This is a genomic window from Mycobacterium sp. PO1, from assembly GCF_017312405.1.
GTDB lineage: Bacteria > Actinomycetota > Actinomycetes > Mycobacteriales > Mycobacteriaceae > Mycobacterium.
Genome location: NZ_BLTG01000066.1, coordinates 1 through 22,366, shown reverse-complemented (window position 1 = coordinate 22,366; position 22,366 = coordinate 1). Strand labels below are relative to the sequence as shown.

Genomic DNA, 22,366 nt, shown 5'->3' with positions numbered 1-22,366 from the left:
AGCGGTCAGCGTCCGGCAGGCCGGTCCCCGGCCAGGGCCACCAGGTGCGCCGCGATGCCGAGCAGCGGCCCGCACATCAGGGCCACCACCGTGCGCACCTCCAGAGTCAGCGGCATCAGCAACAGCAGGGCCGAGGCCAGTGTCGCCGACAGCCAACCCGCGGCGTAGGCGCGGTGCAACGCGGCGGCCACGGTCGCGGCGCCCGTCAGCGTCAGCAGCGCGATGGCCACCGCGGCGGCGGTCAGCCAGGCCAGCAGGGCACCGTCGGCCTGGTACTGCGGGCCGAACGCGGTGCGCAGGAACCACGGACCGGCGAGGCCGGCGACGAGCACCCCGAGCGCGCCCAGTCCGGCGACCAGCGCGGCCGGGACGGCCAGTGCGCGCACCCGATGAGCACGGTGATCGACGAAGTAGGCGATCAGGTTTCCCTGCATCGCGGTCAGCGGCACCAGCAGCGGCGCCCGGGTGAGGGTCACCGCCAGGATCACCACCCCGCCGGTGGCGCCGAGGTCACCGGAGGTGGCCTGCAGCAACACCGGAAAGCCCATGACGAGGACCGCGCTGGCCCCCGCGGCGGTGGTCGAATGCCCGACGCCGCGCAGAAAGGTCACCGTGTCGGCGGGGGTGTGCACGCGCGCCGCCGCCCGGGCCGCGGGGGACAGCGCTAGCATCAGCACCCAGCTGACCGCGCCGGCGACCGTGGCCCACAGGTACCCGCCCAGCCCCCAGCCGATCGCAAAGGTCGCCGCGGCGACCGTGACCCGCAGCAGCGCGTCGGTCACCATCAGAGCGCCGTACCCGGACCACTGGTTGCGTCCGGCGAGCATGCCGAGCAGCGTGGTGTGCACACAGAAGCCGGCCAGCCCCAGGCTCAGCAGCGCGATGCTCAGCGTGCGGTCCTCGACGAACACGTGGGCCGACCACAGCGGGGAGCTCAGCGCGATCAGCGCGGCCGCCCCCACTCCGACGCCCGCACCGATGCGCATCGGACGGCTGCGGCCCGGCTCGCCCCGTGCCGAGCGGACCTCACGGGTGCTCTCCTGCAGCAGGCCGAACGCGGCGCCGCTGGCCAACCCGAACGCGCCCCAGAACACGCTGAACACCGAGAAGCCGGCCGGCTCGAGATCCCGGGCGGCCAGATACAGCACCGCGTACCCGCACAGCGCCGACACCGCGGTCGCCGCTCCGACACGCACCACGCTGCTGCGGGTCACGGCCCCGGACGGGCCGGCGGCCGCGTCCGTCACGGCAGGTCCAGCGGGGGGACCTCCGCGGAGTACAGCCACGCCGCCCACAGCGGGCGCAGCGAGTCCTCGGTGAAATGCGCGGCCAGCGCGATGAAGTCGTCGGTGACGACGCTCGCGTGCCGGTACCGCGATGTCCACTCCCTGAGCAGCGCGAAGAACGAGTCGTCGCCGATCCGCCGGCGCAGCGTGTGCAGGGCCAGCGCACCGCGCTTGTACACCCGGTCGTCGAACATGTCCCGCGGCCCGGGGTCGGCGAGGACCAGATCCTGCGGTGAGTCGACCAGCCGCTGGTGGTAGTGGCGGGCCCAGTCGTCGGCGCTGCGCTCGCCGCAGTGATCGGACCACAACCACTCCGCGTAGCACGCGAAGCCCTCGTGCAGCCAGATGTGGCGCCAGCGTTGGGCGGTCACGGAGTTGCCGAACCACTGATGGGCCAGTTCGTGGGCGACCAGCCGCTCGGAGCCGCGCCGGCCGTCGCAGTGGTTGGCCCCGAAGATCGAGATGCCCTGCGCCTCGAGCGGGATCTCCAGTTCGTCGTCGGTGACGACGACGGTGTAACCGTCGGCCAGCGGGTACGGACCGAACAGCTTGACGAAGAGCTTCATCATCTGCGGTTGGCGCCCGAAGTCGTGGTCGAACTCGCGGCGCAGCCGGTCGGGCAGCACCGAGAAGATCTCCACGCCGTTCTTGGCCATCCGCCGCCTGGTGTAGGGACCGACCTGCAGCGTGATCAGATACGTCGAGGTCGGTTCGCTCTGCTCGTAGGTCCAGGTGGTCATGCCGGCTCGGGCTTTGCGGGACAACAACTTTCCGTTGGCGATCGTGAGATACGGGCTCTCCGTGGCGATCTGGATCCGAAAGCTCGCCTTGGCGCTGGGATGATCGTCACACGGGAACCACGACGACGCCCCGTTGGGCTGGCCGGCCACCAGCGCGCCCTCGGTGAGTTCCTCGAACCCGACCTCACCCCACGGGGTCCGTTTCGGCCGGGGTGTCCCGCTGTAGCGCACCGCCACCGTCATCGCGGCACCGGCGGGCAGCCGCTCGGCCAGCGTGATGTGCAGCTTGTCCCGATCGGTGCGAAAGTGCTTCGGCCGCTTGCCGTTCACGGTCACCTTGGCCACCGACAGCGCGCTGGACAGGTCCAGGCTGAACGTCTGGAGCTCGGCCAGCGTGACGGCGGTGACGGTGGCCGTCCCGGCGAGCCGGTTGATCGCGACCTTGTACTCCAGCTCCAACTCGTACCGCGACACCCGGTAACCGAAATTGCCTGCTGTCGGCAGATACGGGTCGATGACCGGGGCGGAGCTCTTCTTGCCTGCTCCTCGTCGACCCGTCACGCGGCAGCCGGTTTCTTGGGCTTGGCGCCCGACTGCCCCTGCTTCTTGCCCGCCGGATTCCACGGCGCGATCGGATTGCCCTGCCACCGAGTCGATGGTGGCACCTCGTCACCGCGCATCACCAGGGAGGCGGGGCCGACGGTGGCTCCGGCGCCGATGCGGGCGGCGGGCAGCGCCACACAGTGCGGACCCAGCGTGGCTCCGGGTTCCAGCACCACGGTGTCCATGCGCATGATCCGGTCGTGGAACAGATGGGTCTGCACCACACACCCGCGGTTGACGGTCGCGCCGTCGCCGAGTGTCACCAGGTCGGCCTCGGGCAGCCAGTACGTCTCACACCACACTCCACGTCCGATGCCGGCGCCCAGCGCCCGCAGCCACAGATTCATGACCGGGGTACCCGCGGCCGCGCGGGCGAACCACGGCGCCGCCACGGTCTCGACGAATGTGTCCGACACCTCGTTGCGCCACACGAACGACGACCACAGCGGGTGTTCGATCGCGCCGATGCGGCCCACCAGCAGCCACTTCGCCAGCACCGCCACACCGCCGGCCACCGCTCCGGCGGCGAGCACGACCGGCCCGGCTGCGAGCGCGGCCCACAGCCAGCCCGCCGCAGTGGCCAGCGCCTGGATCGCGGCGAGCACACCGACTCCGATGGCGAAGGTGATCACGACCGGCACGATGCGGAACGTCTCCACGGTGGCACGCAGGACCTTGAGCTTCGCCGACGGGTGGAAGGTGCGCAGCGCGTCGGCAGCCGTCGGGCGGCGTCTCAGCCGTACCGGGGGACTGCCCAGCCACGACGAACCGGCCTTGGCCTTGTGCGGGGTCGCCGAGAGCACGGCCACCAACCCGTCGTCGGGCACCCGCCGGCCGGGCTGGGTGATCCCGGAATTGCCCAGGAAAGCCCGCTTCCCGACCGTGGCGCGGGCCACGTGGATCCACCCGCCGCCCAGTTCGTAGGAGCCCACCATCGTGTCGTCGGCGAGGAACGCGCCGTCCTCGACCACGGTGAACTTCGGCACCAGCAGAGCTGTGGAGATCTCGGTACCGCGGCCCACCTCGGCGCCGAGCAGACGCAGCCACCACGGGGTGAGCAGGCCGGCGTAGATCGGGAACAGGTAGTTGCGGGCGGCGTCCATCAGCCGCTCGGTGGCCCACAGCTGCCAGCCGGAGCGGCTGCGCACCGGGTGGTAGCCCTCCTGCAGCCCCACGGACAGCAGTCGCACGCCCAGCACCGTCAGCGCCGCATAGCTCAGCACTGCGGCCAGGGTGGCCGGGGCGGCCCACAGCATCGCCGCCGGCACGGCGTCGGCGACGCCGGCGGTGTCCCGCACCGCCCATCCGATGACGGCCAGCCCCACCGCCAGTGCGGCCAGCGGCAGCGCTGCCAGCAGCATGGACGTCAGGCCGTACACGGCCACCCAGTGCAGGGCGCGCGGCGGCCGGTGATCGGGCCACGGATGCTTGGCCTTCCCGGACTTGACCGCCGGTGAACCCTTCCAGTACTGACCGTTCTTGACCTTGCCCACCACCCCGGAGCCGGGAGCGACGTCGGCGTTCTTGCCGACCACCGCGCCCGGTAGCAGGGTCGTGCGCGCCCCGACCGTGGCGTCGTTGCCGACGGTGACGGGGCCGACGTGGAAGGCGTCCCCGTCGATCCAGTACCCGCTGAGGTCGACCTCGGGCTCGATGGAGCAGCGGTGCCCGAGCGTGAGCATGCCCGTCACCGGGGGAGCCGAATGCAGGTCGACGCCCTGCCCGACGTTGTTGCCCAGCGCGCGGGCGTAGTAGACCAGCCAGGGAGCGCCCGCCATGTTCTGCGCCCCGCTCGCCTCGGCGAGACGCTCGGCCAGCCACACCCGCAGGTGCACCGCGCCGCCGCGTCGGTAGGTTCCGGCCTGCAGGTTGCCCAGCAGCGTCCGCGCACCCAAGACGGCGATGCCCATCCGGCCCGGCGGGGTGACGAACAGCAGGAATCCGGCCAGGACCCACCACCAGCTGATCGGCGCGGCCCACGGCACCAGGTCCAGCCCGGCGGCGACATTGTTGGCGACGGCCAGCCACACCACCCACTGCATCCCGGTCAGCGTCGCCAGCGGAACGGTCAGCGCGATCTGCACGGCCTGCGTCCGTCGCGACACCGGCTCGACGGTCCGCGGCTCGACGGCCGGGGGTGGTTCCAGTTCGTCGAGGTATCCGGCCAGCGACCCCAGCCGCGGATGGTCGTAGAGGTCGGCGACGGTCACCTGCGGATAGCGCTGCCGCAGCGCGGCGATCAGCTGGGCGGCCGCCAGCGATCCGCCGCCCATGGCGAAGAAGTCCGCCTCCGGCCCGTCGACCTGTGCGGCCAGCACGTCGCGCCACAGCCCGGCCAGCCAGCCCGTCGTGCCGAGAAGGTCCGGTGCGTCCGCACCGTCACCGGCTCCGTCGACCGGCCACGGCAGCGCGTCGCGGTCCACCTTTCCCGACGTGCGGGTGGGCAGCTCGTCGACGAGGACCAGACGGGGCACCAGAGCGGCGGGCAGGGACTGCGCCAGCGCGGTCCGGGCGGCGGCCAGGTCGAAGTTCGGATCGGCGCTGGCGACATAGCCGACCAGCAGGGGAGTTCCGCTGGCCGTGCGCCGCACCGCCGCCGCGCCGCCGCTGACCCCTGGCAGATGCACCAGCGCGCTGTCCACCTCACCGAGCTCGATGCGGCGGCCGCCGACCTTGACCTGGTCGTCGGCGCGGCCGACGAAGTACAACCCGTCGGCCTCCAGCCGGACCAGGTCGCCGCTGCGGTAGGCGCGGCTCCAGGCGAGCGTGGGCATCGCGGCGTACTTCTCGGCGTCCTTGTCGGGATCGAGGTAGCGCGCCAGCCCCACCCCGCCGATGACGAGCTCACCGACCTCACCGAGGTTCACCGGCCGGCCGTCGGCGCCGACGACCGCCAGATCCCACCCGGGCAGGGGCAGGCCGATGCTGACCGGTCCCCGCCCGAACAGCCGCGCGGCGCAGGCCACCACGGTCGCTTCGGTCGGGCCGTAGGTGTTCCACACTTCGCGGCCCTCCACCGCGAGCCGCTCGGCCAGCTCGGGCGGGCAGGCCTCGCCGCCGAAGATCAGCAGCCGCACGGCCTCCAGGGCCTCCGCCGGCCACAGCGCCGCCAGCGTCGGCACGGTCGAGACCACCGTGATGTCGCGCGACACCAACCAGGGGCCCAGGTCCATCCCGCTGCGCACCAGCGAGCGCGGGGCGGGCACCAGACAGGCACCGTGCCGCCACGCCAGCCACATCTCCTCGCAGGAGGCGTCGAAGGCCACCGACAGTCCGGCCAGCACCCGGTCTCCTGGGCCCAGCGGGTTGTCCTGCAGGAACATCCGCGCCTCGGCGTCGACGAAGGCGGCGGCGCTGCGATGGCTGACCGCGACACCCTTGGGGGTGCCGGTGGAGCCGGAGGTGAAGATGATCCACGCGTCGTCGCGGCTCAGCGGTGCTGCGGCGCGCCAGCCACGGGAGGACCCGGGGCCGCGGACGAGTCCCTGCTCGGTGATGACGGCGACGACGCCGGCCTCGGTGAACACCAGCTCGGCGCGCTCGACGGGGTCGTCGGCGTCGACCGGAACGTAGGCGGCGCCGGTGGCGAGCGTGGCCAGGATCGCGACGTAGAGCGCGTAGCTGCCCGAGGGCATCCGGATGCCGATGCGGTCGCCGCGGCCGATCCCGCGGGCGGCCAGCCACGCCACGCTGTCCTCGATGTCGGAGATCAGCTCGGCGTAGGTGAGCTGCACGGTGCCGTCGTCGAGGGCGGGCGCGTCGGGGTAGCGGCGCGCGGTGTCGTAGAGGATGTCGATCAGCGTGCGCGGCTCGGGGGCGAACGCCGACAGCACGAACTGGGCGGGGATCTCGGGGGTTGGATCCGCTGCTGTCACGGGTACAAACTACTAAGCGCCGGGCGGCCCCCGGTGGCGTCGGTGGTGGGTGATTTCGCGTGTCGGGCGACCGGCTGGCAGAATCACCGCCCTGGAGGGGAGTATTCCTTCGCCACAGCGTCGTCACCACGTCGTCCATCTCTGATCGACCGGTGTTGTGGGCCGCACTCGGCGGTGGAAGAGACCTCCGGCGTTGAAACGACGACCGGAGGTTTGATGAACGTCAGCGGACTCGAGTGGGCGATCACGCTCAGTTTGACCATCGCGATCCTGCTCTTCGATGTGATCGTGATCGGGCGTCGCCCGCATGAGCCGTCACGGCGTGAGACGGCCACCGCGCTGAGCTTCTACGTGGGGTTGGCGATCCTGTTCGGCCTGTGGACCTGGTTCTTCCACGGCAGCCAGTACGGGCTGGAGTTCTTCGCGGGCTGGCTCACCGAGTACAGCCTGTCGGTGGACAACCTGTTCATCTTCTTGATCATCATGGCCAGCTTCAAGGTGCCGCGGATCTACCAGCAGCAGGCGCTGCTGGTGGGCATCATCCTGGCGCTGGTGTTCCGGGGCATCTTCATCGCCCTCGGCGCGGTCGCGATCGCCCGGTTCTCCTGGGTGTTCTACATCTTCGGTGCGTTCCTGCTGTACACGGCCATCCAGCTGGTGCGCGACACCGACCACGACGACGACGCCGACAACGTGGTGGTCCGCTTCGCCCAGCGGCACCTGTCGTTCACCGACCAGTGGGACGGTCTGCGGTTGTGGGTGAAGGAGAACGGCAAGCGGTTGATGACGCCGATGTTCCTCGTGATCGTCGCGCTGGGCACCACCGACCTGATCTTCGCGCTGGACTCCATCCCGGCGATCTACGGACTGACCCAGGAGCCCTACCTGGTGTTCACCGCGAACGTGTTCGCGCTGATGGGGTTGCGCCAGCTGTACTTCCTGCTCGGCGACCTGCTCAAGCGGCTGGTGTACCTGTCGCAGGGGCTGGCGTTCATCCTGTTCTTCATCGGGGTCAAGCTGCTGCTGCACGCGCTGCACGAGAACGAGCTGGCGTTCATCAACGGTGGTGAGCACGTGCCGGTGCCCGAGATCCCCACCCTGTGGTCGCTGGGCGTGATCGTCGTGACACTGCTGATCACCACCGTGGCCAGCCTGTACAAGACCCGCAAGGATGCCCGGCGGCTGGCCTCCGAAGCCGAGGACATCGCCGGGCAGGCCGATCCGCAGGCCGGCCCGCGTCCCTGAGCCGCGTCAGGCGCTGGCCGTCCAGCGGTCGCACACCTCGCGCAGGCCGTCGGCGGTCAGTGAGCCGAACAGCCGAACCCGGGCCATGCCGCCGTCGGGGTAGACGTCCAGGCGCGCCGCGGTGACGGGGCGCCGCTCGTGGATGCGGAACCGGTGCCGGGTGTCGGGCTGCAGCTCGGTCCGCGGCAGGATGTCGAACCACTCACCGTCACCGTCGCGGCCCGACAGGCGGGCCGCACCCGGGGCATTGCCGACGAAGTAGGAGGTGTCCAGCTCGATCGCGTCGAGCACACCCTGGCCGGCCAGTTTCATCTCCACCCAGTCGTTGCCGGCGTCGCGGCGCCGAGAGGTCTCCCACCCCTCACCCATGGTGCGGGCCACCCCGGGCAGCAACAGATTGTTCGGTGAGCTGTAGAACATGTTGGAACAGGCCGTGATTCGGCCCCCGTTCTCGAGCGCGGCGAGGTCCAGCGTCATGTTCTCGGCGAAGTCGGGGTTGATCAGACCCTCGCCGTGCACCCGGAACCGCGCCACGCCGCCGTCCGGATAGATGGACAGCCGCAGATGCGTCCAGCGCCGCGACGAGGAGGTGGGGAACGGGTTGCGGGTGTCGCCGTTGACAGTGGAGCGTTCCACGATGGTGGTCCACTCCGTCTTGCCGGGATCCTCGATGAGCTCCTGCACCGAGGGATAGCCCTCGACGAAGGCGGCCTCGACGGAGATCTCGGGCGGATAGTTCCCGGTGAACCACGCGGTGTCGACGACGACGCCGCGGACGACGGCCGGCACGCCGAGCCTGATGACGGCCGAATCGTGGGACTCTGCGGTGACCCCGCGGCGCCGGCGGGTCTCCCAGCCGTCGTAGACCTGTCCCTTGTGGCCGAAGGTGGCGGGCCGGTGTTCGGCGGGCGCCGGCTTGATCAGGTTCTCTTTCTCGGCGAACACGTCGTCGTTGGCCCACACCACAGCCCCGCCGGCGGTTCTGGCGGCAAGGTCGGGCAGCGACAGAAAGTGGGGGTGACCTGTGGGTCTCGGCGGTGTGCTCACCGGGACGAGCCTAGGTCAGCGGGGGCGAACCGGAGCGGTGAGGCGTCACCGGTCGTGCCCGCACCAGTTGTCCCCTCACCAGTTGTCGTAGCCCCCCTCGGGGCCGAGCATGCGTTCCAGCCGGGTCCGGTTGATCCGGGCCAACTCGTTGCGCACCACTTTGCGTTCGGTCTCGTAGTCGTTGTGCAGGCGGTCGTGCAGCGCGGCGAGCACATCGTCGGCACCGTAGCCGTTGATGTACATGACGAACCCGAAACCGAAGTGCTCCAGGTAGGACTTCGACGCGGCGGACAACTCGGCCATGATCTCGGGCCGCTCGTCGATGATCGCGCACTGCTCGGCGTGGGACTTCTCGCTGCCCGGCCGCCGGCCGACGTCGGGATAGGCCTGCAGGATGGAGTCGATGGACTGCTCGCCGAGGCTGAACAACTGTGCGTCGGCATACCGGAACAGCTGTTCATGACTGTCGAAGGGGCGGGCGCGCACGAGGTCGGCGGCCAGCGGGACGCTGTAGCAGCACTCGAACACCGCGTGCACCGCCCGGCGCGTCGGCATCGCGTTGAACGCCTCCAGGCCGATCCCTTGATGCAGTAACACACCGCCATGATGGGAGGCCGATTGAACAGTGACGTTACGCCGTGTTACAGGCACGCAAAATCGCCGACGGTCCAGGTCTCACCGACGCCGTCGGTGTCTGCTGTGTCACTGGCGCCGACATTGCGAGCAGGGTCGTGGACCCGAAGTGCGCGCGACCCTGACAGCACTCTCGCGCAGGGCGGCTAGTGCCCTTCGGTCTTGAACCGTTCGATCGAGCGGTTGACCTCGGCTTCGGCCTCTTCGCGGCCCACCCAGTCGGCGGCCTTGACGAACTTGCCCGGCTCGAGGTCCTTGTAGTGCACGAAGAAGTGCTTGATGGCCTCCAGCTCGAACTCCGACACGTCGCCGATGTCGGTGATGTGGTCCCAGCGCGGATCGGCGAGCACACACAGCACCTTGTCGTCGCCGCCCTTCTCGTCGGTCATGCGGAACATGCCGACCGGGCGCGCCTCGACCACACAGCCCGGGAACACGGGCTCGGGCAGCAGCACCAGCGCGTCCAGCGGGTCGCCGTCCTCGCCGAGGGTGTCCTCGATATAGCCGTAGTCGGTGGGGTAGCCCATGGCGGTGAACAGATACCGGTCCAGCTTCACCTTGCCGGTGTCGTGGTCCACTTCGTACTTGTTGCGGGACCCCTTCTGGATCTCGATGAGCACATCGAACTGCACCGTCGCGACTCCTCCACCTGTGCGAAAAGACTGCCGAAAACATCGTGTGACCACGGGGTCGTCGGGTGACGACGCGGCTTAACCCTAGACGAGGGATACCCTGCTCTACAGGGGTGGCTCGGGTTGTCGATCGAGGGCAGGAGAAACATGCGGCCCACTCGGTGGCAACGATCCACCTATGTGGTGGTGGGGGCGGCGGTAGCGCTGCTGGTCGCGGCGGTGGTCGCCGCCGCCGCGGTGGTGGCGTCCCGCCAGACCGGCGACGAGGTGGCCGTCGAGCCGGCTCCACCGCCGGCCACCGCCGAACCCGAGGTCGTCCCGGTCTCCACGGACGCGGCCGCCCCGACCCCGCGCGGCCTGGCCCGCGTGCTGGCGCCGGTGCTGGCCGACCCGAACCTGGGCAGGTTCACCGGCCGCATCACCGACGCGATGACCGGGGAGGAGCTGTGGGCGCTCGGCGCCGGGATCCCGATGCAGCCTGCTTCGACGAACAAGCTGCTCACCGCGGCGGCGGCGCTGCTGGCGCTGGACCGCGAGGACCGGCTGACCACCCGTGTGGTCTCCGACACTCCCGGAACGGTGGTCCTCGTCGGCGGCGGCGACCAGACGCTCTCGGCCGCCCCGCGGGGCCAGGAGAGCTGGTACCGCGACGCCGCGCGCATCGTCGATCTGGCCGACCAGGTGCGCCGCAGTGGTTTCGCGGTCAACCGGGTGCAGGTCGACGTCAGCGCGTACGCCGGTCCGACGATGGCGGTCGGGTGGGATCCGCTGGACATCGACGGCGGCGACATCGCGCCGATCGAACCGGTCATGCTCGACGGTGGCCGCACCCAGCCGGTCAGCGTGGAATCGCGGCGCTCGAAGACGCCCGCCCTGGACGCCGGCCGCGCCCTGGCCGTGGCACTGGGTGTCGACCCGAACACGGTGACGGTGCTGCCCCGGGACCGCAGTGTCGACGGCACCGAGATCGCCTCGGTGCAGTCGCCGCCGCTGATGCAGCGGCTGCGCGACATGATGAACTTCTCCGACAACGTGATGGCCGAATCCATCGGCCGTGAAGTGGCGGTTGCGCTGAACCGGCCGGCCAGCTTCGACGGCGCCGCCCGGTCGGTGCTGGCGACGCTCGACGACGCCGGCATCGACATCTCGGGAGCGCGGTTGTTCGATTCCAGCGGTCTGTCGGTGGACGACCGGTTGACCGCGCTGACCCTCGACGAGATCGTCACCGCCGCCGTCGGGGACTCGGCGCCGGCGTTGCGGCCGCTGGTGGACCTGGTGCCGATCGCCGGGGGCAGCGGCACGTTGTCCAACCGCTACCTCGACACCGCGGCGGCCGGCTATCTGCGGGGCAAGACCGGTTCGCTGACCGGCACCAACACCCTCACCGGGTTCGTCACCGACAAGAGCGGGCGGGTGTTGACGTTCGCGCTGATGTCCAACGACGCCGGGCCCACCGGGCGCACCGCGCTCGACGCCTTCGCCGCGACGCTGCGGTCCTGCGGGTGCGCCGCATGAGCCCGCAGAGCGGCACCGGCTTCAACGTGGGCCGTGCGGTCGACTGGAACCTCGCGGCGACACTCGGCGGCAAGCTGGCCCGGCCGGAACCCGCGGCCACCGATTACACCCGCCGCCAGGCCATCGACCAACTCGGCGAGGCGGCGCGGGCCGCCGAGATCCCGGTGCGGGAAGTGACCGGGCTGGCCGAGGGCGGCGACGTCCCCGAAGCGCGAATCGTCAACCGCCCGGAGTGGATTCATGCCGCCACCCGCTCGATGCGGGTGATGACCGGCGGCCCGGCCGACGACACCGGCAAGCCGCGGATGATCAGCGGACGCGTCGCGGGAGCGCAGACCGGCGCGGTGCTGGCGTTCGTGTCGTCGGGCATCCTGGGCCAGTACGACCCGTTCGCAGCCGGTGGCGGTGAGCTGCTGCTGGTCTATCCCAACGTCATCGCCGTCGAACGCCAGTTGCGCGTCGCCCCAGCCGATTTCCGGATGTGGGTGTGCCTGCACGAGGTCACCCACCGGGTGCAGTTCCGGGCCAATCCGTGGCTGGCCGACCTGATGTCGGAGTCGCTGGCAGTGCTGACCGAGGACGGCGGTGACGACGTCACCCAGGTCGTCGGGCGGGTCGCCGGTTACGTGCGCGACCGTCGCGCCGGGCCCAGTCGGACAGCGACCAACGGTCACCCATCAGAACCCGGCTCGTCCGGGGTGCTGGGGTTGTTGCGCGCGGTGCAGTCCGAACCGCAGCGTCGAGCCCTCGACCGCCTGCTGGTGCTGGGAACCCTGCTCGAAGGCCACGCCGACCACGTCATGGATGCCGTCGGTCCCGCGGTGGTCCCGTCGGTGGCCACCATCCGGCGCCGCTTCGACGACCGTCGTCAACGTCACCAGCCGCCGCTGCAGCGGCTCATGCGGGCCCTGCTCGGCATCGACGCGAAGATGAGCCAGTACACCCGGGGCAAGGCGTTCGTCGACGCCGTCGTGGCCGAGGTGGGGATGGCGCGGTTCAACACGGTGTGGTCGAACGCCGAGACCCTGCCGCTGCCCAGCGAGATCGACGAGCCGCGGCGATGGATCGACCGGGTGCTCTAGCCGACCTGCGGGCCGCAGTGACCCGCTTCGCCGGCGAGCACATCCCGCGCGACTCGGGGTGGTGCGTGGCGTTGTCCGGAGGACCGGATTCGTTGGCGCTGACCGCGGCGGCCGCCGCGCTGAGGCCCACCACGGCGCTGATCGTCGATCACCAGCTGCAGCAGGATTCGGCCGAGGTGGCCCGCACCGCCCGGGCCCAGGCGCTGACGGTGGGCTGTGTCGCGGCCCGCGTCCTGCGCGTGCAGGTCGGCGCCGTCGGCGGTCCGGAGGCGGCGGCCAGGTCGGCGCGCTACGCGGCACTCGACGAGGCGCGCGCCGGGGCGGCCGTACTGCTCGCGCACACCCTCGACGACCAGGCCGAGACGGTCCTGCTGGGCCTCGGACGCGGCTCGGGCCCGCGGTCCATTGCGGGCATGCGCAGCTACGACCCGCCCTGGGGTAGGCCCCTTCTGGGGGTGCGCCGCGCCGTCACCGCGGCGGCGTGCGCCGAGTTGCAGCTCACCCCGTGGTCGGATCCGCACAACACCGACGCGCGCTTCACCCGGGTCCGGCTGCGCACCGAGGTGCTGCCGCTGCTCGAGGATGTCCTCGGCGGTGGCGTCGCCGAAGCCCTGGCCCGCACCGCCGACGCGCTGCGTGCCGATGGCGAGGTGCTCGACGTGCTCGCCGCCCAGGTGCTCGACCGCGCGTGCCGCGCCGACGGCCTGGCGGTGTCCGAACTGACCGGGGTGGCGCCCGCGGTGCGGCGCCGGGTGCTGCGCGCGTGGCTGCTGGCGGGCGGGGCCCGCGGGCTCACCGACCGCCACATCCGTGGCGTCGAGGCGCTGGTGAGCGCCTGGCGCGGGCAGGGCGGGGTGGCGGTGCCCGGCAGCCACCCCGGTCACCGGTTGTTCGCGGCGCGGCGGGCCGGAACCCTGACGCTGCACATCGAGCCGGTGCGACGCACTGCGTCGGCCGGGCCGCAGCTGCCCAGCTAGGCTGTCACCGTGCCTGCGCATCCTGCGGAGCTGTACCCCGGGGACATCAAGTCGGTGTTGCTGTCGGAGGAGCAGATCCAGTCGAAGACCGCCGAACTCGGAGCGCAGATCGGCGCCGACTACCAGGATGCGGCGGCCCGGCAGGACCTGCTGCTGATCACCGTGCTCAAAGGGGCGGTGATGTTCGTGACCGACCTGGCCCGGGTCATCCCGCTGCCGACCCAGCTGGAGTTCATGGCCGTCAGCTCCTACGGTTCGTCGACCTCGTCGTCGGGGGTGGTGCGCATCCTCAAGGACCTCGACCGCGACATCCACGACCGGGACGTGCTGATCGTCGAGGACATCGTCGACTCCGGCCTGACGCTGTCCTGGCTGCTGCGCAACCTCGCCACCCGGCATCCCCGCTCGCTGCAGGTGTGCACGCTGCTGCGCAAGCCCGAAGCGGTGCGCGCCGATGTCGACATCACCTACGTCGGCTTCGACATCCCCAACGAGTTCGTCGTCGGTTACGGCCTCGACTACGCCGAGCGCTACCGCGACCTGCCCTACATCGGCACCCTCGACCCGAAGGTGTACGAGGACCCGTAAGAAGCGCAGTATGTTCCGTGTGACCCACACGGCTCTGCGCATCTGCCCCTTTTGTGAGGCGACCTGCGGTCTGACGCTGACCATCGAGGACGGCCGGGTGGTCGGCGCCCGGGGCGACCAGGAAGACGTCTTCAGCGCCGGCTACATCTGCCCCAAGGGGGCCAGCTTCGGTGAGCTGGACAACGATCCGGACCGGCTGACCGCACCGCTGGTGCGTCGTGACGGCGTGCTGAGCGAGGCGTCCTGGGAGGAGGCGTTCGCCGCGGTCGACGAGCGCCTGTCCGCGGTGCTGGCCGAGCACGGCGGCACCTCGGTCGGCGTCTATGTGGGAAACCCGAACGCGCACACCGTCGCCGGCGCGTTGTATCCGCCGCTGATCATCCGCGGGCTGGGCACCCGCCAGGTGTTCTCGGCGAGCACGCTGGATCAGATGCCCAAACACGTTGCGCTGGGACTGATGTTCGGCAGCCCGGTGGCGTTCACGGTGCCCGACCTCGACCGCACCGACTACCTGGTGATCATCGGCGCCAACCCGCTGGTGTCCAACGGCAGCCTGGCCACGGCCGCGGACTTCGGTGGCAAGCTGCGCGCGCTGAAGCGTCGCGGCGGCCGGCTGGTGGTGATCGACCCCGCCCACACCCGCACCGCCGCGCTGGCCGACCGTCACCTGGCGCCGCGTCCGGGTACCGACGCCGCGCTGTTGTTCGCCCTGGTGCACGTGCTGTTCGACGAGGACCTCGTCGATCTCGGAGAACTCGCCGACCACATCACCGGCCTCGCCGAGATCCGCGCGCTGGCCGACGACTTCGCCCCCGAGGCGGTTGCCGCGTACTGCGGGATCGACGCCGACGAGATCCGCGTGCTGGCCCGGGAACTGGCCGCGGCCCCCTCGGCGGCGGTGTACGGGCGGATGGGCACCTCCACCGTCGAATTCGGCACGGTGGGCAGCTGGCTCGTCGACGTCGTCAACGTGCTGACCGGCAACCTCGACCGACCCGGCGGCGCGATGTTCCCGCTGTCCCCGGTGGCCCCCGCCCCGCGCGGTCGCCGGCCCGGCCGCGGCTTTCTGACCGGCCGTTGGCGCAGCCGGGTGTCCGGGCACCCGGAGGCGCTGTCGGAGCTGCCCGTTGCCGCACTCGCCGAGGAGATCGAAACCCCCGGCGACGGCCAGATCACGGCGATGATCACCATTGCGGGCAACCCGGTGCTGTCCGCACCGGACGGCGACCGACTCGACCGGGCGCTGGCCGGGGTGGGGTTCATGGTGAGCGTCGACCCGTATCTCAACGAGACCACCCGGCACGCCGACGTGATCCTGCCCCCGCCGCCGCCCTCACAGAGCCCGCACTTCGACTTCGCGCTGAACAACCTCGCCGTGCGCAACAACGCCCGTTACTCGCCGCCGGCGCTGCCCCTGCGGGACCGGCCCGACGAACCGGAGATCCTGTCGCGCATCGCGCTGGTCATCTACGGCATCGGGCACGGCGGCGATCCCCGTTCGGTCGACGAGCAGGTGATCGCGACCACGCTGGCCAAGGAGAGCGCCGACGCGGGATCCCCGGTGGCGGGGCGCCCCGTCGAGGAGCTGACCGCGATGCTGGCCGACGGGCCCGGTTACGAGCGTCGGCTCGACATGATGCTGCGGCTGGGCGCCTACGGCGACGCGTTCGGCGCCCGCCCCGACGGCCTGACGCTGGCGACGCTGAAGTCTGCGCCGCACGGCATCGACCTCGGACCGCTGCAGCCACGCCTGCTCGACGTGCTGCGGACCCCGTCGGGTCTGGTCGAGCTGGCTCCGCCGCAGCTGATCGACGATGCGGGCCGACTCCGCGACGCGTTGAGCCGGCCGGAGGAGCGGTTCGTGCTGATCGGGCGGCGTCACCTGCGCTCCAACAACAGCTGGATGCACAACCTGCCCGCCCTGTCGGGCGGCAGCAACCGGTGCACGCTGCAGATGCATCCCGATGACGCCGCCGAGTTGGGCGTCTCCGACACCGCCGTGGTCAAGGGCCCGGGCGGCGAACTGGTCGTGCCCGTCGAGATCACCGAGGACATCCGGCGCGGCGTGCTGTCGCTGCCGCACGGCTGGGGTCACGACCGCGCCGGTACCGGCCAGCGGTTGGCCGCCAGCCATCCCGGCGTCAACGCCAATCAGCTCAACGACGGTTCGGTGCTGGACCCGCTGTCGGGGACCGCGGTGCTCAACGGCATTCCGGTGGTCGTGGGCCCGGCCGCCGAACGCAGCGGCGCACCGGTCAGCTGAGCTCCCAGATCACCGTCACCGAGAACCCGACGGTCTGCTGTCCGGGCTCCAGCGGCACCGCGGCCTCCATCGCGCCCCGCGGCACCGGCATCGGGATGGGGGGTGTGGTGCCGGCCGCTTCGGAGATCGAGATGACCTTGCCCAGGCTCATGCCGGCCAACTCGGCGTACTGTTCGGCGCGGTCCTCGGCGTCTTCGAAAGCCCGTGCGCGGGCGTCGCGCACCAGCTGCGAGTCGTCCTCGATCGAGTAGCTGATCGAGTTGATGCGGGTGGCGTTGCCGCCGGTCTCCACGATCAGCCCGATCGCGTCGGACGCCTGGTCGAGGTTGCGGATCTTCACGTTGATCGAGTTGGTCGCGCGGTAGGCGGTGATCGTGTTGTCCTCGGGCCCGAACTGCGGCTGCAGGTTGGCCTCCGTGGTGGCGATGTCGGTGCGGTCGATGCCCAGACCGATCAGCTCGTCGATCACCGCCTGCTGGCGTTCGTTGGTCTGGTTCATCGCCGTGGTGGCGTCGGGGGCGAGGAACTCCATCGACGCGTTGATCGTCAGTGTGTCCGGGGTGCCCTGAACCTGTCCCGCGCCCACCACTGTCACCTGCCGGGTATCGGAATCGGGAGTCAGCCCGGCGGCCGGCCCCGACTGCGAGTCGCACCCGGCCAGCGCCAGCATCGCGAGGGCGGCCGCGCCGGCGGCGAGAAGACGGGTCCGGACAGGTTTGGTGGTCGCGGCGATCGGCATGGCCGCCACCCTAACTTCCGGCGGGCAGCGACCCGAGGAAGTCGCGAAGCAGGCTGGTCACCTCGGCGGGCCGTTCCTCGGTCAGCCAGTGGCCGGCTCCGTCGATCAGCACTTCGCGGTAGTCACCGGTGACGACCTCGCCGGCCCGATGCCGCGGCGTGTAGGCCAAGGTGGCGTCGGCGCTACCCCCGATGAACAGGGCGGGCACGGTGATCGTCGGCGCGGCCGGGTCGGCGGTCAGCTCCCAGTTGCGGTCGAAGCACCGGTACCAGTTCAGCGGGGCGCTGAATCCGCCGCGGGTGAACTCCTCGACGTACACCCCGAAGTCGTCGGGCGTGATCCAGGCGGGCAGCTCACCGGGCTCGGGGATGCGGGCGAGGAATCCTTGCGGGCCCGGCGCCAGCATGCGCTGCGCGGCGAGTTCGTCGCCGCCTTGTGTGGTCGCGAACAGCCGCCGGAACGTGGTCGCCGGATCGGCGGCCAGCTCGGCGTCGGCAGGCCCGGGTTCCTGGAAGTAGAGGATGTAGAAGAACCGGTCGCCGAACAGCCGCCGGAAGGCCTGCGTGGTCGGGACCTTGGGGCGGGGCACCGGGGGCAGGCTCAACCCGGCCACCGCGCGGAACCGCTGCGGATACAGCAGAGGTGCGGCCCAGGCCACCACCGCGCCGAAGTCGTGGCCCACCAGCACGGCCTGCTCGGCGCCGACAGCGTCGAGCAGCCCCACGACGTCGGCGGACAGTTCGGCCACGTCGTAGGCCTCGACCGCGGCCGGCTTGTCGGAGCCGCCGTAGCCGCGCTGGTCGGGGGCCAGCACGTGGTAGCCGGCGTCGGCCAGGCCGCGAATCTGGTGGCGCCAGGAGAACGCGAGTTCGGGGAAGCCGTGACAGAGCACGACCACAGGTGCGCCCGGTTCACCGGCCTCGGTCACCCGCAGGCGCACCCCGTTGGTGGTCACCATCTGAGATCGCACAGCCATCACCCAACCACGACGGGGACAACCGGGAACCGCCGAACGTTGGTCTAGCGTGGTCAGGCGGTAGCCTTGACTACTCAAGCTGCGCGTATCGGAAGGATTTGGCCGGCGGTCGCCCACCGGCGTCAGGTATCGATGAACCGAACTCACGTATGAACCGCAAGAATGTGATCCGCACGCTCACGGTGATCGCCGTGGTGCTGCTGCTCGGGTGGCTGTTCTTCCGCATCAGCGACGACACCCGCGAATACACGAACGTCGACACCTCGGTCGCCGTCGCGCAGATCAATGACGACAACGTCACCAGTGCGCAGATCGACGACCGCGAGCAGCAGTTGCGCCTCGAGCTGAAGAACGGCAACAGCGACACCGAGGACAGCACCAAGATCATCACGAAGTACCCGACCGGGTACGGGGTGACGCTCTTCGAGCAGCTGAGCGCCAAGGGCGCCAAGATCAACACGGTCGTCAACCAGAGCAGCATGCTCGGCACCCTGCTGATCTACATGCTGCCGCTGCTCCTGCTGGTCGGCCTGTTCGTGATGTTCTCGCGGATGCAGAGTGGCGGCCGGATGGGCTTCGGCTTCGGGAAGTCCAAAGCCAAGCAGCTCTCCAAGGACATGCCCAAGACCACCTTCGCCGACGTCGCCGGTGCCGACGAGGCGGTCGAGGAGCTCTACGAGATCAAGGACTTCCTGCAGAACCCGAGCCGCTACCAGGCGCTCGGCGCCAAGATCCCGAAGGGCGTGCTGCTGTTCGGTCCGCCCGGCACCGGCAAGACGTTGCTCGCCCGGGCCGTCGCCGGCGAGGCGGGGGTGCCGTTCTTCACGATCTCGGGCTCGGACTTCGTCGAGATGTTCGTCGGCGTCGGTGCGTCGCGCGTGCGCGACATGTTCGAGCAGGCCAAGCAGAACAGCCCGTGCATCATCTTCGTCGACGAGATCGACGCCGTCGGCCGCCAGCGCGGCGCCGGCATGGGCGGCGGCCACGACGAACGCGAGCAGACGCTGAACCAGTTGCTGGTCGAGATGGACGGGTTCGGCGACCGCCAGGGCGTCATCCTGATCGCCGCCACCAACCGGCCCGACATCCTCGACCCGGCCCTGCTGCGGCCCGGCCGCTTCGACCGCCAGATCCCGGTGTCGGCCCCGGACCTGGCCGGCCGACGCGCGGTGCTGCGGGTGCATTCGCAGGGCAAACCGCTGGCCGAGGACGCCGACCTCGACGGGCTGGCCAAGCGCACCGTGGGTATGTCCGGTGCCGACCTGGCCAACGTCATCAACGAGGCCGCGCTGCTCACCGCCCGCGAGAACGGGACGATCATCACCGGGGCTGCGCTGGAAGAGGCCGTGGACCGCGTGGTCGGCGGCCCGCGCCGCAAGAGCCGCATCATCAGCGAGCACGAGAAGAAGATCACCGCCTACCACGAGGGCGGGCACACGCTGGCGGCGTGGGCGATGCCCGACATCGAACCGATCTACAAGGTGACGATCCTGGCGCGCGGCCGCACCGGCGGTCATGCGATGGCGGTGCCCGAGGACGACAAGGGGCTGATGACCCGCTCGGAGATGATCGCCCGTCTGGTGTTCGCGATGGGTGGACGTGCCGCCGAGGAACTCGTCTTCCGTGAGCCCACCACCGGTGCCTCGTCGGACATCGACCAGGCCACCAAGATCGCCCGCGCCATGGTCACCGAGTACGGCATGAGCTCCAAGCTCGGCGCGGTGCGCTACGGCTCCGAGCACGGCGACCCGTTCCTGGGCCGCACCATGGGCACCCAGGCGGATTACAGCCACGAGGTGGCCCGCGACATCGACGACGAGATCCGCAAGCTGATCGAGGCAGCCCACACCGAGGCCTGGGAGATCCTGACCGAGTACCGCGACGTGCTCGACACCCTCGCCGGCGAGCTGCTGGAGAAGGAGACGCTGCACCGCGTCGAGCTCGAGGCCATCTTCTCGGACGTCAAGAAGCGGCCCAGGCTGACGATGTTCGACGATTTCGGTGGTCGCGTGCCGTCGGACAAGCCGCCCATCAAGACGCCGGGGGAGCTGGCCATCGAGCGGGGCGAACCGTGGCCCAAACCGGCACCGGAGCCGGCCTTCAAGACGGCGATCGCCCAGGCGTCGCGCGCGGCCGCCGAGGCGGCGCACCGCAACGGCGGCAACGGTGCAGGCCCCAACGGGTCCTCCGGTTCGCAGGGTGCGCCGGCCAACGGGGCCAAGCAGCCCGACTACGGCGCCCCGGCGGGCTGGCACGCACCGGGCTGGCCGCCGCGCGACAGCGGACAGCACGAAGGCGCACCCCAGCAGCAACCCCAGGGTTACTGGTACCCGCCGCCGCCCGGATGGCAGCAGGGCCCACCTCCGCCGTATCCGGGATATCCGCCGTATCAGCACCATCCGCAGCACGGGCAGCCCCAGCACGGCGGGTCGGCTCCGGGTCCCTCCCAGGACCAGGGGCAGGACGGCGGCGGGGGTCACGAGGGCCCCGCAGACCGCGGCTGACCCGCGCGCACCAGGCTGATCACTGAACGGAGACTCCGATGACGCAGTCGCAGAACAACTCGGCCACGCTCACCCCTCCGGCCTTCGACCAGGCACGCGCCGAGGCCGCGGTGCGCGAACTGCTGATCGCCGTCGGTGAGGACCCCGACCGGCACGGACTGGTGGACACGCCCGCGCGGGTGGCGCGGGCCTACCGCGAGATCTTCGCCGGGCTCTATGTCGACCCCGACGAGGTGCTCAACACCACCTTCGACGAGCAGCACGACGAGTTGGTGCTGGTCAAAGACATCCCGATGTACTCCACATGCGAACACCACCTGGTCTCGTTCCACGGTGTGGCGCACGTCGGCTACATCCCGGGCGTCGACGGCCGGGTCACCGGGTTGTCGAAACTGGCTCGGGTGGTCGACCTCTACGCCAAACGCCCGCAGGTGCAGGAGCGGTTGACCGGCCAGATCGCCGACGCGCTGATGCGCAAACTGGACCCTCGCGGGGCCATCGTGGTGGTCGAGGCCGAGCATCTGTGCATGGCGATGCGCGGCATCCGCAAGCCCGGGGCGGTGACCACGACGTCGGCCGTGCGCGGGCAGTTCAAGACCGACAACGCGTCGCGCTCCGAAGCCCTGGATCTGATCTTGAGAAAGTGACCCCGGCCAGCCTTCCCCCCACCACACCCGGGCCCGTGCAGGTGATGGGGGTCGTCAACGTCACCGACGACTCCTTCTCCGACGGGGGTTTGTTCCTCGATCGGGACCGGGCGGTCAGCCACGGTGTCGAATTGGTTGCCCAGGGTGCGGCCATCGTCGACGTCGGCGGCGAGTCCACCCGCCCCGGTGCCACCCGGATCGATCCCGACGTGGAAACCGCACGGGTGCTACCCGTGGTCGAACAGCTTGCCCAGCAAGGGATCACCGTCAGCATCGACACGATGAACGCGGGGGTGGCGCGCGCCGCGCTGGAGAACGGCGCGCACATCGTCAACGACGTCTCGGGCGGCCGGGCCGATCCGGACATGGTCCGGGTGGTCGCCGAAGCCGGTGTGCCCTGGGTGCTGATGCACTGGCGCTCCGTCGGCGCCGAACGCCCGCACGAGGTTCCGCGTTACGCGGACGTCGTCGCCGAGGTGCGTGACGAGCTGCTCGCGGGCGTGGACGCCGCGGTCCGCGGCGGCGTCGACGCCGCCAACCTGATCATCGACCCGGGTCTGGGTTTCGCCAAGACAGCACAACACAATTGGGCGCTGCTCGCGGCACTGCCCGAGTTGGTCGAGACCGGGATCCCGGTTTTGGTGGGCGCTTCCCGCAAACGGTTCCTGGGCACGCTGCTGGCGGGTCCCGACGGTCAGCCGCGTCCGCCGGATGGCAGGGAGACCGCCACCGCGGTCGTCTCGGCGCTCGCCGGCTGGCACCACGTGTGGGGGGTACGCGTGCACGACGTGCAGGCCTCGGTCGATGCGCTGGCTGTGGTCGGCGCGTGGCAACAGGCGGGGGAGCAGGGGCGTTGACCGATCGGATCGAGCTGCGCGGCCTGCGGGTTCGCGGCCACCACGGTGTCTTCGACCACGAGCGTCGAGACGGCCAGGAGTTCGTCGTCGACATCACCGTATGGCTCGATCTGGATGTGGCGGCGGCCAGCGACGATCTGGCCGACACCCTCGACTA

General features: G+C 70.6%; 18 protein-coding genes. 10 read left to right on the top strand and 8 right to left on the bottom strand.

Features of this window, described 5'->3' with window-relative positions; translation table 11 throughout:
* Window positions 1-5: 5 nt before the first annotated feature.
* The 3 genes from J3476_RS20175 to J3476_RS20165 are packed head-to-tail and all read right to left on the bottom strand — an operon-like array spanning window position 6 to window position 6,504.
* A complete protein-coding gene (locus J3476_RS20175) occupies window positions 6-1,247 on the bottom strand; it encodes a hypothetical protein (protein WP_207068146.1) in 1,242 nt (413 codons plus the stop codon).
* The gene (locus J3476_RS20170) at window positions 1,244-2,587 is read right to left on the bottom strand and encodes a M1 family metallopeptidase (RefSeq protein ID WP_207068145.1); all 1,344 of its coding nucleotides are present in this window, start codon (window positions 2,585-2,587) and stop codon (window positions 1,244-1,246) included. Before J3476_RS20170 ends, J3476_RS20175 begins: the two co-directional genes overlap by 4 nt.
* Complete coding sequence (locus J3476_RS20165) at window positions 2,584-6,504, bottom strand: Pls/PosA family non-ribosomal peptide synthetase (RefSeq protein WP_207068144.1); 3,921 nt, start codon at window positions 6,502-6,504, stop codon at window positions 2,584-2,586. Before J3476_RS20165 ends, J3476_RS20170 begins: the two co-directional genes overlap by 4 nt.
* Before the next feature lie 216 nt (window positions 6,505-6,720).
* On the opposite strand from J3476_RS20165, the gene J3476_RS20160 reads away from it, so the two are divergent.
* Window positions 6,721-7,749, top strand: a complete 1,029-nt coding sequence (locus J3476_RS20160) for a TerC family protein (RefSeq protein ID WP_207068143.1) — start codon at window positions 6,721-6,723, stop codon at window positions 7,747-7,749.
* A 6-nt stretch (window positions 7,750-7,755) separates the two neighbouring features.
* On the opposite strand, the gene alc is transcribed toward J3476_RS20160, so the two are convergent.
* The 3 genes from alc to J3476_RS20145 all read right to left on the bottom strand — a co-directional run bounded on the left by alc (window position 7,756) and on the right by J3476_RS20145 (window position 10,061).
* Window positions 7,756-8,796, bottom strand: a complete 1,041-nt coding sequence (gene alc, locus J3476_RS20155) for an allantoicase (RefSeq protein ID WP_207068142.1) — start codon at window positions 8,794-8,796, stop codon at window positions 7,756-7,758.
* Window positions 8,797-8,871: 75 nt separating this feature from the next.
* Window positions 8,872-9,393, bottom strand: coding sequence for a 2-oxo-4-hydroxy-4-carboxy-5-ureidoimidazoline decarboxylase (locus J3476_RS20150; RefSeq protein WP_207068141.1), 522 nt, complete (start codon window positions 9,391-9,393; stop codon window positions 8,872-8,874).
* A gap of 182 nt (window positions 9,394-9,575) precedes the next feature.
* Window positions 9,576-10,061 carry an inorganic diphosphatase gene (locus J3476_RS20145; protein WP_207068140.1) on the bottom strand — a complete coding sequence of 162 codons (486 nt, stop codon included), beginning with the start codon at window positions 10,059-10,061 and terminating at the stop codon, window positions 9,576-9,578.
* A 147-nt stretch (window positions 10,062-10,208) separates the two neighbouring features.
* Between J3476_RS20145 and dacB the strand changes: the two genes are divergently transcribed.
* Genes dacB through J3476_RS20120 form a run of 5 tightly spaced genes read left to right on the top strand, consistent with a single transcriptional unit; the run spans window position 10,209 to window position 16,486 of the window.
* Window positions 10,209-11,576, top strand: a complete 1,368-nt coding sequence (gene dacB, locus J3476_RS20140) for a D-alanyl-D-alanine carboxypeptidase/D-alanyl-D-alanine-endopeptidase (RefSeq protein ID WP_207068139.1) — start codon at window positions 10,209-10,211, stop codon at window positions 11,574-11,576.
* The gene (locus J3476_RS20135) at window positions 11,573-12,658 is read left to right on the top strand and encodes a zinc-dependent metalloprotease (RefSeq protein WP_207068138.1); all 1,086 of its coding nucleotides are present in this window, start codon (window positions 11,573-11,575) and stop codon (window positions 12,656-12,658) included. Before dacB ends, J3476_RS20135 begins: the two co-directional genes overlap by 4 nt.
* On the top strand, window positions 12,637-13,635 hold the full coding sequence (tilS, locus tag J3476_RS20130; RefSeq protein ID WP_207068137.1) for a tRNA lysidine(34) synthetase TilS: 999 nt from the start codon (window positions 12,637-12,639) through the stop codon (window positions 13,633-13,635). Before J3476_RS20135 ends, tilS begins: the two co-directional genes overlap by 22 nt.
* Window positions 13,636-13,644: 9 nt before the next feature.
* Window positions 13,645-14,223, top strand: a complete 579-nt coding sequence (gene hpt, locus J3476_RS20125; protein WP_152518954.1) for a hypoxanthine phosphoribosyltransferase — start codon at window positions 13,645-13,647, stop codon at window positions 14,221-14,223.
* Between the two features lie 19 nt (window positions 14,224-14,242).
* Entirely contained in the window at window positions 14,243-16,486 is a 2,244-nt protein-coding gene (locus J3476_RS20120; RefSeq protein WP_207068136.1) for a molybdopterin-dependent oxidoreductase, read from the top strand.
* Here J3476_RS20120 and J3476_RS20115 read toward each other — a convergent pair.
* The gene (locus J3476_RS20115; protein WP_207068135.1) at window positions 16,479-17,225 is read right to left on the bottom strand and encodes an SIMPL domain-containing protein; all 747 of its coding nucleotides are present in this window, start codon (window positions 17,223-17,225) and stop codon (window positions 16,479-16,481) included. The two genes, J3476_RS20120 and J3476_RS20115, sit on opposite strands and share 8 nt — an antisense overlap.
* Window positions 17,226-17,235: 10 nt before the next feature.
* Window positions 17,236-18,201: an alpha/beta fold hydrolase gene (locus J3476_RS20110; protein WP_207068134.1), complete on the bottom strand. Its 966-nt coding sequence runs from the start codon at window positions 18,199-18,201 to the stop codon at window positions 17,236-17,238.
* A gap of 149 nt (window positions 18,202-18,350) precedes the next feature.
* Between J3476_RS20110 and ftsH the strand changes: the two genes are divergently transcribed.
* The 4 genes from ftsH to J3476_RS20090 form a co-directional block, all read left to right on the top strand.
* Complete coding sequence (gene ftsH, locus J3476_RS20105) at window positions 18,351-20,705, top strand: ATP-dependent zinc metalloprotease FtsH (RefSeq protein ID WP_207068133.1); 2,355 nt, start codon at window positions 18,351-18,353, stop codon at window positions 20,703-20,705.
* 38 nt (window positions 20,706-20,743) lie between these two features.
* Window positions 20,744-21,352 (top strand): GTP cyclohydrolase I FolE, encoded by a 609-nt coding sequence (gene folE, locus J3476_RS20100; protein ID WP_152518950.1) that lies wholly within the window; start codon window positions 20,744-20,746, stop codon window positions 21,350-21,352.
* A 44-nt stretch (window positions 21,353-21,396) separates the two neighbouring features.
* Complete coding sequence (gene folP / locus J3476_RS20095) at window positions 21,397-22,209, top strand: dihydropteroate synthase (RefSeq protein ID WP_207068174.1); 813 nt, start codon at window positions 21,397-21,399, stop codon at window positions 22,207-22,209.
* The coding region (locus J3476_RS20090) for a dihydroneopterin aldolase (RefSeq protein WP_207068173.1) at window positions 22,206-22,366 on the top strand (161 nt) is incomplete at its 3' end. The genes folP and J3476_RS20090, both read left to right, overlap by 4 nt.